Annotated in this window: 10 protein-coding genes; 5 read left to right on the top strand and 5 right to left on the bottom strand. The window is 43.0% G+C overall.

The genetic code is table 11. The annotated features are described in order from the left end of the window. Window positions 1-282: 282 nt before the first annotated feature. From WKF69_RS07585 to WKF69_RS07600, 4 genes are all read right to left on the bottom strand, one after another. Window positions 283-1,722 (bottom strand): SusD/RagB family nutrient-binding outer membrane lipoprotein, encoded by a 1,440-nt coding sequence (locus tag WKF69_RS07585; protein ID WP_340380923.1) that lies wholly within the window; start codon window positions 1,720-1,722, stop codon window positions 283-285. Window positions 1,723-1,733: 11 nt separating this feature from the next. Beyond that, complete coding sequence (locus WKF69_RS07590; protein WP_340380925.1) at window positions 1,734-3,359, bottom strand: TonB-dependent receptor; 1,626 nt, start codon at window positions 3,357-3,359, stop codon at window positions 1,734-1,736. Beyond that, on the bottom strand, window positions 3,346-4,845 hold the full coding sequence (locus WKF69_RS07595; protein WP_340380927.1) for a carboxypeptidase-like regulatory domain-containing protein: 1,500 nt from the start codon (window positions 4,843-4,845) through the stop codon (window positions 3,346-3,348). Before WKF69_RS07595 ends, WKF69_RS07590 begins: the two co-directional genes overlap by 14 nt. A gap of 643 nt (window positions 4,846-5,488) precedes the next feature. Beyond that, entirely contained in the window at window positions 5,489-5,776 is a 288-nt protein-coding gene (locus WKF69_RS07600) for a hypothetical protein (RefSeq protein WP_340380929.1), read from the bottom strand. 454 nt (window positions 5,777-6,230) lie between these two features. Between WKF69_RS07600 and WKF69_RS07605 the strand changes: the two genes are divergently transcribed. The 3 genes from WKF69_RS07605 (at window position 6,231) to WKF69_RS07615 (ending at window position 8,904) form a co-directional block, all read left to right on the top strand. Continuing rightward, on the top strand, window positions 6,231-6,695 hold the full coding sequence (locus WKF69_RS07605) for a LuxR C-terminal-related transcriptional regulator (RefSeq protein ID WP_340380931.1): 465 nt from the start codon (window positions 6,231-6,233) through the stop codon (window positions 6,693-6,695). 100 nt (window positions 6,696-6,795) lie between these two features. Beyond that, window positions 6,796-7,332, top strand: a complete 537-nt coding sequence (locus tag WKF69_RS07610) for a DUF4199 domain-containing protein (RefSeq protein ID WP_340380933.1) — start codon at window positions 6,796-6,798, stop codon at window positions 7,330-7,332. A 171-nt stretch (window positions 7,333-7,503) separates the two neighbouring features. Continuing rightward, a complete protein-coding gene (locus tag WKF69_RS07615) occupies window positions 7,504-8,904 on the top strand; it encodes an amidohydrolase/deacetylase family metallohydrolase (protein ID WP_340380935.1) in 1,401 nt (466 codons plus the stop codon). Window positions 8,905-9,019: 115 nt separating this feature from the next. Here the strand turns inward: WKF69_RS07615 and WKF69_RS07620 are convergent, their stop codons facing one another. After that, window positions 9,020-9,907 (bottom strand): dienelactone hydrolase family protein, encoded by an 888-nt coding sequence (locus WKF69_RS07620; protein WP_340380937.1) that lies wholly within the window; start codon window positions 9,905-9,907, stop codon window positions 9,020-9,022. Window positions 9,908-10,091: 184 nt separating this feature from the next. Between WKF69_RS07620 and WKF69_RS07625 the strand changes: the two genes are divergently transcribed. Together WKF69_RS07625 and WKF69_RS07630 are read left to right on the top strand one after the other, a co-directional pair. Beyond that, window positions 10,092-12,266: a TonB-dependent receptor plug domain-containing protein gene (locus WKF69_RS07625; RefSeq protein ID WP_340380939.1), complete on the top strand. Its 2,175-nt coding sequence runs from the start codon at window positions 10,092-10,094 to the stop codon at window positions 12,264-12,266. Continuing rightward, complete coding sequence (locus WKF69_RS07630; RefSeq protein WP_340380941.1) at window positions 12,263-12,679, top strand: transcriptional repressor; 417 nt, start codon at window positions 12,263-12,265, stop codon at window positions 12,677-12,679. The genes WKF69_RS07625 and WKF69_RS07630 overlap by 4 nt, the downstream gene beginning before the upstream one ends. Window positions 12,680-12,698: the final 19 nt, after the last annotated feature.

Genomic DNA, 12,698 nt, shown 5'->3' on the forward strand with positions numbered 1-12,698 from the left:
ATGTTTCTTTTCCCTTGCTCGTTCAATGCCCAGGCAATCTTAGATCCGGAGGAGCTGCTGGTAAGCTCGGAAGGGAAGGGGTAGGCCAGTACCGATTCCACGGTAAAGCTTTGGGCGTATAATTGACAAGTGAATAAATGGAGACAGATTAAAACCAGGCGTGAGGCATTTTTTATCATTAGGATAGTTTAGGCTATTGGGTTTAAAAACCGAATATAAGAATCTGGATCATAAAAAAGCCCCCCGAGATGTCGAGAGGCTTGTAATTTTATTATGGGTTAATTATAAATCCCACCATAACCTGGCGGTACGCAGCGATCCTGCAGGCACGTTAGTTCCATTTTTACTTCTTTCACCGATTGGATAATCCAGTCTTCTTATGAAAGTCGGCAATACAGCATTTAAAGGCAGACCGAAATCTTTATAACCATAGTTATGTCTTCTGGCATCGTTCCATGCTTCAGGATTAAGGTAAGTTGCTATGTATTTCTCCTTGAATATTAGAGCCAGTGTAAGATTTGCTGCTCCAACCGACACACTAGTTACATACGGTTCAGACTCTGTTGTTGTTAATCCGTATTTAAGCATATTAGCCTTGATACCATCTATATAAGCCTGATAGGCTCTTGGCTTGTCGGTCGCAAAGGCAGCCTCTGCCTCAATGAATTTAAGCTCAGCGAAAGTTACGATCCAAATTGGCGCGGTGTCATTTGTCCAGGGAGAATTAAACGAAATGTAATTTTCATCCTTAACTGTATTGTTGTGAGGCGGGTTCAGTCGGTTACCTGCTCCATTCACGGTCCCAATATACTTAGGGTAAGCAGGATTATTCGGAACAACGGTAACATCGGTAATTTTCGGAAGCCGGGGATCAAAAATACCATAGGTGGTACCGTTAAGGTGATCAATGAATTGCTCCGATAGCCATCCTCCTAATGACAGAGCAGCATTATTCCTTGAAACCTGAGCCCAACTGTTACGCAATGTAAAAGTAGCCATTCCAGCGTCGTCAGTATTGGAAGTATAGGAATTGCCCAAAGCTGTTAATACCGCTGCGGCATTGAATGCAGGTGTCTTGCTGGCTTTTATCAATAGCCGTGCCTTGATAGCGTAGGCAGTCCTAAGCCATTTTGCACGGTCGCCCCCATGAATAAGGTCACTCGCTGCAACTAGTTTATCCGTAGCTGTGGTTTTTGACAATTCAGTGATCGCATCGTCTACCAGTTTCATCGAGGCAGCATAAATCTCCTGATCCGTATCATATTTAGGTGTAAAATTCGAAGGATTAAACGCTTGTGAAAACGGCGCGGCTCCCCAGAAATTATTAACTATAATTAAATGATAGGCGAAAAGTAAATTTGCAACTCCAAGGTATTCGGTTGAATTATTTTTAGTTGCAAGCTTTTTCATCTCGTTTATATCCGACATTGCAAAATACATGGCGTCCCACGTCCCTGTGAAATCAATGGTTTCATAGATATCACTCGCAGCACCGGCGGTTGGGTTTGCCGTGTATTGAACATATGGGTTGATCACACTCCCCGCATCGAATGTGCGCAAACCTGCCTTGCTGGTAGCTGTTGCAAGTAAGGCAGGGAGAGTAGGATCATTAACCTGATTGGGATTTGCGCTGAGTTCGTCAAAATATTCCTTTCCGCAACTTGGGAAAACCAAAGTAGCGGCCATTGCTAGTATCAATGTGTATTTATATATTTTTTGCATTATCGTTATATTTAAAATCCAACATTTAGAGTGAATAGGAAAGTTCGTGCTGCCGGGTATGTGAAACCAGCAGAACCATCTACGTTACTTCCACTATCAGCAGATAAAGATTCCGGATCCAGTCCATAATAATCGGTGTGAAGCCATAAATTATTTCCTGTTACAGAAAGTGAGGCATTCCTGATAGCTTTTGCCGGCAACCAGCTTGTTGGAAGATTGTACTGAAGCGTGGCAGAACGTAAACGAACCCATGATGCATCCTGAACGAAAGGTTCAGAAAGCGATCTGTGATATAATCTATAATAACCTTCCCCATAGTTAACTCCATCCGGGCCTAAAGCCTGGCCTAGCCAAACTTGTTTTGTATTTGTAGTTCCATCCGCTAATTTTCCGTCAAAAACTTTAAATGATCGACGGTCTGTAGTGTAGTCGGCAATACCAAAAGCCGAGTTGAAGTTTTCAAGCCTGTTGAATTTTTCAAATCCCCAGCGCGCGTCAACTATAGTTGATAAAGTAAGCTTTTTATAACTGAAGTTATTTGACAGACCACCAATCCAATCAGGCTGTGAATTACCCAATAGTTTTTGCTTTGTCAGTGAAGATATAGGGAAACCATTTGCTCCAATCAGCAAGGGACGATTTTTATCGGTGTAAACAGGATCTTCCTTATCTGTTCCGTAATATCTCAGATAGTAAGAACCATAGATGTTACCGTAAGGCTGACCGGGGATAAGTTTAAAGGTAACCGGAGAATTAATATAACCCCCTGTAGCTGCTCCGTATACAATTTCACTCAAACCTTCTTTCAAGCTTATGACTTTGTTCTTGTTAGCGGAGAAGTTTAGCGATGCATCCCAGGTAAAGTTTGTAGTTTGTATTGGTGTACCGCCTAATACCAATTCGATACCACGATTTCTGATACTTCCTGCATTAATTGATGCAGTCGCATATCCGGTCGCTGACGTAATCTGAGCTCTGGTTATCTGATCTTTACTCAAAGAGCTGTAATATGTGACATCAAAGCTTAAGCGATTTTTTAAAAATGCCATCTCAAGGCCTGCTTCATACGTATCGGTAAATTCAGGCTTCAAGTTGATGTCTCCGAGATTCTGGGAAACAGTCAGGCCTGTAGAACCTGTAGGTAAGCCGGTATAATTTGAAAATCCTGTTGATGTTGAATAAGGAGCTGCATCTTTACCTATTTTGGCATAAGATAATCTTAGCTTACTTTGACCAATAAATTCAGGAAGATTAATGTTATCGGAAAATACATAACTCAAACTTGCTGAAGGGTAGAAGAATGAACGGTTCTCAGGTGAAAGAGTAGACGTTATGTCTTGTCTTCCAGTAATGGATAAGAAAAGGAAATCTTTATAATCAAAATTGGCCTCGCCAAAAAATCCGTTCGAACGATATTCTGTTTTGCCTTGAGATACGGCGAGTGTTTTTGCATTTACAATTCTAAAATCATTAAAAATACTCAGCTGGCTGCCTAAAATACCAGCTTCCTTAAGACTTCTATCATATAGCTCGTAGCCTAAACGCAGAGTTCCTGTAATATCAGAGGTAAGTTTTTTTGTAGCATTCGCCAGGAAAGTTGAGTTTATAGCCCGATAAGAGGAGTTATAGTCTCCCACAAAGCCGTCTGCATTGTTCGCCTGGTAAGCCTCTTCTGCCGGGTGCCGTCCTAAACCTGTTGTCCGTGTATGTATCTACCCCAAGCCTGTAATTTAAGTTTAACCATTCGGTTGGAGCATAGCTAAAGTTTGTACCTGCAATGTAACGGTTCACGTTATCCTTAAGCCTGTTAGTAGCGGCACCATATATAGGATTGTTAGTTCCGCGATATCTCTGTATACCTTCAGGTGTTATATAATCGCGTACATCCCATCGGCCTGAATAATAAGTTAAACTCTCTCCAAAACGATCCGCATCAAAGCGGTAGCCACCAGAATTAGTATAACTCATATTTACACCAGCTTTAATCTTTGGACTGATCGTAATATCTGTATTAAGACGTGCGCCAAGGTTTTTGTAATCTGTAAACGGAAGCATTCCGTCGTGTGCGAATTGAGACAGAGAAGAAAAGAATTTAACATTTTCTGAGCCACCGGTAAATGAAAGTGTATTTCTAATCTGCGACCCGGTGTCAAATGCATTTTTATAGTTCTCGAACAACTTATCAGGATGGGTCGGATCGATCACCTTTGCTTCAGCGATGGTAGGACCCCATGCTGGGCCAAGGCCAATTGGAACATAAGCCCCAAGAATCCCGGCGGTGTATTCAGTTTGAACAGCAGGAGTTTTATTTATATTCTCAAAGCCATACGTGCTGGTGAAATTTGTCCGTATTCCTGTACCGGTTCCTTTTTTAGTAGTTATAACAACTACTCCATTAGCACCACGTAAGCCATACAATGCGGTAGCAGCCCCGCCTTTTAATATGTTAACAGACGCAATTTCATCAGGGTTGATATCCGAGATACGGTTACCTACCGAACGAACGTTTGTGCCTGAACCTACACCCTGAGTGGAAGTTGAGTTATCAACCTGGACACCATCAATAACATAAAGGGGGTCGTTCGAGCTCGATGCATCGATGGAATTGATACCCCTGATACGGATATTCGCACCCTGACCAGGCCCGCCACCTACACTCGATATTGTAGCTCCGGCAACCTTACCCTGAAGTGCGTTTAATAGGTTAGTCTGTCGGTTTGTATTCAATTCTTCTGAATTGACACCTTGTGCAGCATAGCCCAATGATTTCGCTTGCCGTGCAATGCCCAACTGAGTAGTAACAATAACTTCATCCAGCGCTTTGCTGTCAGCTGATAATGTAACATTTATCACAGATTGTCCGCCTACAGTTACTTCCTTAGGCGAAAAGCCTATAAAGGAAAAAACCAGGACAGAACCACTGCCCGGCACCTGAATGCGAAACATACCATTTGCATCAGTAGTTGCACCGGTATTTGTGCCTTTCAGCCTGACGCTTACCCCCGGAAGGGTCGATCCATCTTCTGCTACGGTGACTTTACCGCTTATATCCCTAACCTGGGCATTTGCTGCGAAGGTGATGAATAGCAAGATGGGTAAAAGGAGAGTAGAATTTTTTTTCATGAAAAAGAGGTTAAAGTGTTAAGGATGCGGTAATTTACACAAATCTTGCAGAAAAGACGAATTCGTGCAGAAATTTAATGTGCCAAAATCACCTATTTTTTTTGAGTTCGAAGCCGCAGATTTTACGGCGTGTGAATTATTTAGCCCGGGAAGAGTATTGTGGGAGGAATTTTTAAGAGACGCCAGAAAATCAGGCGCCTTTTAAAGTATATGCATGCTTCTGCAGGCTTTGAAATTAGATGCGGGAATTTCCCCGTTTCAAAGCCTGACCTTTTAAGCTTAAAATTATAAGCTTGCCGGATTGCATGAATTAATAAAAACTGATAATAATATCAGAAATGAGAAAACCCAAAATAGTCTCATTTTAAAATTCGATGATCTGTTCAATCTAGTATACGCCCTTTTCATAATTGGTTATTTTCAATGATGATACATATACAATTTATGAACCAAGCCATTTTTGCAGGGGGAAATAGCCGAGAATTATATCTCTGAGGCGTATTTGAAAGGATACTGGCTATTTTTCTTAGTATTTGGCGTAAAAAGTGTACTATATAGAATACACTTTAGCTCCCAAAGAATCCAATTGATACGTGAAACAGGCCGTTAAAAGCTCCGGAACGCAGCAGAAGGTGGGGTTTTGTTATTCCCGGAGGTATTCCCGGTCTTCGTCGCTCAAATTTGCTTTACTGACTTCCAAAGGAATTTTTTTGACATCCTCACTTTCAGGTACGTCTTCAATGACCTTCTTTTTGGGCCTGCCTAATACAAAGCCGACAATAAGGCCTAATCCGAACATGGAACCCAGGATTACCAATTTAGGAATCCGGGCATCGCCAAAGATCCAGAACTCCATTTCGTCTGTGTTGTTCATCAATATCACTGTTACCAGCACAGAAATCAGGATGATGAAGATGGTTTTGAAGGTCATTTTTGAAAGGTTAGGAGTTTCTAAGATCGGGTTTAATTATGGGAATTGCAATGTGTGACTAAAGCGCTTTGTGTTTTGTGTTCCGCTCATAGGCGCGGAAGGGCCTAGTTCTTTTGTTTGGTCAAAAGAACCATGCCGACCGCAGGGAGACCACGAACGCCGATAAAAACAATAACAAAAACTGAGTAAACCCCACCGCTGCGTCTGCTGCTTCGTACGTTAGTGCTTCGGCTTTGCCTGCAGTTACCGCACCATCCGAATGCGGAATAACGGTGAACGGGGATTCAGTGGGTTGGCTTGAGAAACGTACCCAAGGCCTGCTAGTTTAGAGGTGCTGGCCCGAGGCCAGCATAGCAGATGTTATAGTAAAGGCTTCTCCACTTTCTACTCAATTCCATCAATTGAATTACATTCTTTTTTCTATTTTTAGCTACTCATCTCCATACAACACCTTGTGAATTATCTTTCAAAACACAGATCTGTTTTTATTTATGGTGCGTCGCTGGCAGCGGCCATGTTTTTTATGAAATGGCTGGAGTGGCGTTTTCTCATTATTAGTCATGCCTTTGAGATCTATGCGGGAATGATAGCCGCGGTTTTTACAGTTTTGGGGATCTGGCTTGCCCAGAAACTCAGCAAACCGAAAATAAAAGTTGTTACGATAGAAAAAGAATCGCCTGTTATCGGGCCTGAATTTATCTTAAATGAGAGGGCGCTCAGCGAAACCGGTATAAGTGCACGTGAGCTGGAAGTGCTGGAATTGATGGCCGGCGGCCTGAGTAACCAGGAGATCGCCGCACGTCTGTTTGTATCTTTAAGCACTATCAAAACCCATTCGTCGAATGTGTTTTTTAAACTCGAGGTGCAGCGCCGCACTCAGGCGGTTGAGAAAGCCAAACGACTGGGCCTTATTCCATAATACTTTAGTACTAAAATCAGTATGATTTGTAAAATCAGACTAAAGTATGAGGGCCGGAAAAATATAACTATTCACTTTTGAGCACATTAAAATTGAAATCATGAGAAGAATTGTATTAGTATTTGGATCCATTGCAGGGCTTTTGATCGGAGCCTTTACTGTAGCATCTATTGCCTATTGTTACAGCACTAATAAGTACGAGGGCAGTATGCTGTTAGGCTACGCCGCAATGTTGTTGGCTTTTTCGCTGGTGTATGTCGGCGTAAAGAATTACAGGGATACGGAAAATGGAGGTGTCATAACGTTTGGTAAAGCTTTTCAGGTTGGTATCGCCATCTCCCTTGTAGCCTCCACTATCTATGTCATTACCTGGCTGATCGATTATTATGTGTTTGTGCCCGACTTTATGGACAAATTCAGTGCACATCTATTGCAGGAAGTGAAGAACAGCGGAGCATCGGCGGCCGAGATAAGCAGTAAAACTGCAGAGGTGGCTTCTATGAAGGAAATGTATAAAAACCCGGTTATGGTAGTGTTGTTTACCTATATAGAAATATTACCAGTTGCGCTGGTCGTACCGCTCGTTAGTGCTTTGTTATTAAAGAGAAAGACACCCGGTGAACAGGTGGCTGCATAAAAAAACAATACGTCATAATGGTATTGTTACACTTGTGCATATATCCTGATATCTTGTTGATTTACTTGTATATAGGGTTCTTATGCTCATATAAATTAGGGTCGCCTGTCTAAGAAGTTTGTTCCTGCCTAAGTTTATTTCTATATTCAGATACTCAAACAAAACCAAACAATGAAACAACAACTTTTACTATTATCGGCCCTTATTATGCTCGGACTAACCTCCCGGGCACAGCAGCCTGGAGCGCCATCAGGCAAACCTTATGCGTATATTATTAAGGGTGGTCACGTCATCGATCCAAAAAATAACATTAATGAGGTGATGGACGTGGCGGTTACTTCCGGGACCCGTGCACAGGCTGCTCGCGTGGCAATACCAGCACGAGCAGCAGAAGGAAATAATCAGGCGCGGCCGGCAGTACCAGCACGGGAGGCAGTCGCCGGCATTGAAGGTAAAGTTGCGCGTGTAGCTAAGAATATTCCTGCAGATCAGGCCGACAGGGTCATCAATGCAAAAGGCTTGTATGTAACTCCAGGATTGATAGATATCCATGTTCACTTCTTCTGGGGACATGATGGAAGCTATTTAAAGAACGCCGCAACGGCTCTGCCGGCTGATGGCTTTACTTTCCGTACCGGTGTTACTACTGTTGTAGATGCAGGTTGTACAGGCTGGCGAGACTTTGAGCTTTATAAAAAACAAACTATTGACGTTTCACAAACCCGTGTTCTTGCTATGCTGAACATTGTTGGAACAGGCATGGATGGCCAGGGTGAGAATAATATAGACGAAATGGACCCGGTAAAAACTGCTGAGATGGCTAAGAAATATCCGAAGGATATAGTCGGCGTTAAGCTGGCTCACTATTCTGGCCGCACCTGGGTACCTACTGACCGTGCGCTTGAAGCAGGTAGACTTGCAAATATTCCGATCATGGTCGATTTTGGTTCTGCGGATCCTTATTTGCCACTTGATTCGTTATTTAATGTGAAATTCCGCCCTGGCGATATTTACACCCACGCATTTGGCGGAAACGGTACACCCAGCCCTGATGGAAGAGAATCTATTGTTGACATGAGCGGGAAAGTAAAACCCTTCGTATACAAAGCCCGGGATAGAGGAATTGTCTTCGATATCGGCTTTGGTGGTGCCAGTTACCTGTATAATCAGGGAGTTCCTGCCATAAAAGCCGGATTTTTTCCCACTACAATCAGTACCGATCTTCACACAGGCAGTATGAATGGCCCGATGAAATCCATGGAGAACATTATGGGCTTATTCATGGCAACCGGAATGCCGCTTAAAGATGTTATCGCTGCGAGTACATGGCAGCCAGCTAAAGCGATCAAACGCCAGGAGTTAGGCAATCTTTCTCAGGGATCTGTTGCTGACATTGCTATATTTAAAGTGACTGAAGGTAATTACGGCTGGCCGGTAAGGGGCGGTAAAATTGCCGGAAAGCAAAGGCTGCAAACTGAGATGACCATCAGATCTGGCATTGTAGTTTATGATCTGGACGGGATTGGACAACCAGTTGGCCCAACTCCTGCACCAGCTAACGCGGGACGTTAAGAATCGTGAATACTATAAACAGAAAAACGCCCCCCATTAGGAGGCGTTTTTTTAACTATCGTAGTTTAACTTTCGAAGTTTACTGTGCATATAGAAAGAAACTTCGAAAGTTTTTCTACTTCAACTTCTTACTAAAAAAGTCGATCGTCCGTTTCCATGCAAGTTCAGCTGCTGCTTTATCGTACCGGGGCGTAGTATCGTTATGAAACCCGTGGTTTGCGTTCTCATAAATAAAAACTTCATATTCTTTGCCATTGGCTTTCAGCGCCTCTTCGTATGCCGGCCAGCCAGCATTTACACGTGTATCCAATGATGCGTAATGCAGCTGTAAAGGTGCTTTTATTTTAGGCACATCGGCTATCGGTGCCTGACCGCCATAATAGGGTACCGACGCAGATAACGTTGGGATCCGCACAGCCATTGAGTTACAGATTCCACCGCCAAAGCAAAAGCCTACAACACCCACTTTTCCATGGCAGTCCTTGTGATTTTTCAGGTAGTCATATGCGGCTATAAAATCTTCGAGCATTTCAGCGCCATTGCGTTTACTTTGCATGGTACGTCCTTCGTCGTCGTTACCCGGATAACCGCCTAGCGGCGTTAAGGCATCCGGTGCGAGGGCAATAAATCCAGCTACAGCTGCTCTTCTCGACACATCTTCGATATATGGGTTTAGGCCCCTGTTTTCATGAACGACAATAATTCCACCAAGTTTCTTCTTAGCTCCCTTAGGTTGCGACAGTAGCCCTTTAATTGAGCCGCCCCCTTTTGGAGAGGAATAATTAATATATGCTGATTTCAGGCGCCGATCATTTGGCTTTACCTGCACATTATCCTGGTAATTTGGCATCAGGAAACTCATCAGCGACGTTAAGGTCAGGCCACCAACGGCGTAAACAGATAATTGCTGCATGAAAGAACGCCGGTCGATGCGGCTGTGGGCGTATTCATCGTAAAGGTCAAACACTTCCTGTTTGATATCTTCTTTTCTGATTTGATCCATATCAGACTAATTTAAAAAAAATGGATGATAAGAGAGATGTTTTGAACACCGCTGGAAATTTTTCAGCTAGAATATATTTTATAGCTTTGTAGCGTGAAGCTTTCCACTATTCTTTATCTGTCATCGTGATTTCGAGGCCTTTTAAAATATCTCCGGATAATTGCTTATGTGAGGGGAGCAGAAGATGAAAAAGCTTCTTATAATGCTTTTGGCCATGGCATTATCTTACAATGCCTTTTGCCAAAACAGCTTCACTACATTAATAAAAGATTCTAAGACAGGAGAGCCATTAATAGGTGCGACTGTTAACATTGCCAGTCTGCGAAAATCTGCCTCAACCAAGGAAACAGGACAGGTAACTTTCACAAACATCCCGGACGGAAAACTCGTTCTGGAAATACGCTATGTCGGCTATGTAACCAGGCAGGATTCGATGTTTTTGCCTCTAAAAGTTTCCGCACCGGTAATTTTTACGCTTGAACCAGCCGAAGAGGAAGAACTGGAGGAGATCATGGTTTCATCCACCCGGAGCAGTAGAACCATAGACAATATTCCGACACGTATTGAAGTAATAGCCGGAGAAGAGCTTGATGAGAAGGGCAATATGAAGCCTGGAGATATCCGCATGGTCCTGAATGAGAGCACAGGTATCCAGACTCAGCAAACTTCAGCGACGAGTGCAAATGCATCGATCCGGATCCAGGGATTGGACGGCCGGTATACACAAATACTTAAAGACGGATTTCCCTTGTTTTCCGGAGCTGCCAGCGGACTTGGATTATTGCAGACCCCGCCTTTAGACCTGAAACAGGTGGAGGTGATTAAAGGATCAGCTTCTACATTGTACGGTGGCGGGGCTATTGCAGGACTGGTTAACCTGATCAGCAAAACACCGGGCGACGAAAAGGAGTTAAACTTTCATTTTAACGGAACATCAGCCGGTGGGTTAGACCTGAATGCCTTCTATGGCGAAAAGTTTGAGAAAGTTGGGGTGACGGTATTTGCTGCAAGGAACAGTAATTCTGCTTACGCACCGGGTTCTATAGATTTTACCGCCATTCCTAAATTTACCAGGTATACCCTGAATCCTAAATTGTTTCTGTATTTCAATGGCAGAACCTCATTGAATGTTGGCGTTAACACCAGCTTTGAGGATCGTACTGGCGGTGATCTTCATTACATAAAAGGCAATGGCGACGCAACCCACAGCTTTTTTGAAAACAATAATACTGACCGTTTATCCAGCCAGCTATCGTTTAAACACCGTTTAGGTGGAAATTCTGAACTTAACTTTAAGAACAGTGTAAGTTATTTCAACAGGAAAATTGCTATCCCCGGATACTTCTTCGAGGGAGTACAGTACGGGACATTCTCAGAAGCTAGTTTCTTTACCGGGAATGAAAAAGCAGAGTGGGTAGCGGGAGTTAATCTTTGGACAGATCAATTCAGGGAAGAGAAAAAGACGGCTGTTCCTTTGCGGGATTATATGCAAACTACCTTTGGAGGGTTTATTCAGAATAATATTCACGTTACTGAATGGCTGGAACTGGAATCGGGGTTACGAGGTGATTATGTACTGGATTATGGCTTTTCTCTACTTCCCCGTGCTTCCGCATTGATTAAGTTGAATAATAAGCTGACATCCCGCATTGGTGGTGGACTGGGATACAAAAACCCAACTATTTTCACTGAAGAAAGTGAACGTATTCAGTATCAAAATGTGCTTCCTATTTCCTCTCAGTTTAATAGACTGGAAAGGAGCTATGGTGTAAACTGGGATATTAACTATCGGACATCACCAACAGAGGAGATGACGTTCAGCATTAATCACCTTTTCTTTTACACTTTTTTGAATAATCCACTGGCAATGGAAAAGAATACGGCAGGTCAATTTCAGTTTACAAATTCGCCCGGGCATATAGATACCAAAGGAATGGAAACCAATGTGAAGCTAACCTACAATGATTTCAAGCTTTTTATCGGGTATAGCCTAACGGATGCGAAAATCCATACCGGTAAGGTTTTAAGAGAAAATCCATTAACTGCCAAACATCGTCTGAATAATGTCCTGATGTATGAGGTTGAAGAGAAGTGGAAGCTTGGAGCGGAAGCTTATTATTACAGCAAACAAACGCTAAACGATGGAAGCAGCGGTAAGCCTTACTGGATCTTTGGATTTATGGCGGAAAAACTGTGGGAACGTTTTTCCCTATACATCAATTTTGAGAACTTTACAGATACTCGTCAGACACGTTTTGAAAGTATAAATTCCGGCAGCATTTCCAATCCCGTCTTTCGGGATATATATGCACCTTTAGATGGATTTGTGATTAACGGAGGACTTAAGATAAGATTATGAACCCGGGAATAGAACAACGTTTGGAGACTAAGGGCATTAAGCCCACTGCCATGCGCAATTTAGTTCTGGATTACCTTAGCAAACAGCTGTCGGCCGTTAGCTTGACCGAAGTCGAAAGGGCACTCGCACCAGTCGATCGCATAACGGTATACCGAACATTGAAAACCTTCGAGGAACGCTGCCTGGTTCATTCCATAGACGATGGAACCGGATCTCCAAGATATGCTTTGTGTAAGGAGGATTGCGACGAATCTCCACATCACGATCTTCACACGCACTTTCATTGCAACCAATGCAATGAAACATACTGCCTGCCTAAAACTCTTATCCCGTCTATAACACTTCCTGACGGCTTCAAGCAGGATGAAATGAGTTTGCTCGTGAAAGGTCTGTGTCAAAAATGTTCCATGTAAGTTTGCAATTCCATTGCAT

The sequence above is a fragment of the Daejeonella sp. genome (assembly GCF_037719425.1).
Taxonomy (GTDB): Bacteria; Bacteroidota; Bacteroidia; order Sphingobacteriales; family Sphingobacteriaceae; genus Daejeonella.

Coding starts and splice junctions, on each gene's coding strand:
- WKF69_RS07585 (WP_340380923.1), bottom strand. CDS start 1,722: ATGCAAAAAATATATAAATACACATTGATACTAGCAATGGCCGCTACT.
- WKF69_RS07595 (WP_340380927.1), bottom strand. CDS start 4,845: ATGAAAAAAAATTCTACTCTCCTTTTACCCATCTTGCTATTCATCACC.
- WKF69_RS07600 (WP_340380929.1), bottom strand. CDS start 5,776: ATGACCTTCAAAACCATCTTCATCATCCTGATTTCTGTGCTGGTAACA.
- WKF69_RS07610 (WP_340380933.1), top strand. CDS start 6,796: ATGAGAAGAATTGTATTAGTATTTGGATCCATTGCAGGGCTTTTGATC.
- WKF69_RS07615 (WP_340380935.1), top strand. CDS start 7,504: ATGAAACAACAACTTTTACTATTATCGGCCCTTATTATGCTCGGACTA.
- WKF69_RS07620 (WP_340380937.1), bottom strand. CDS start 9,907: ATGGATCAAATCAGAAAAGAAGATATCAAACAGGAAGTGTTTGACCTT.
- WKF69_RS07625 (WP_340380939.1), top strand. CDS start 10,092: ATGAAAAAGCTTCTTATAATGCTTTTGGCCATGGCATTATCTTACAAT.
- WKF69_RS07630 (WP_340380941.1), top strand. CDS start 12,263: ATGAACCCGGGAATAGAACAACGTTTGGAGACTAAGGGCATTAAGCCC.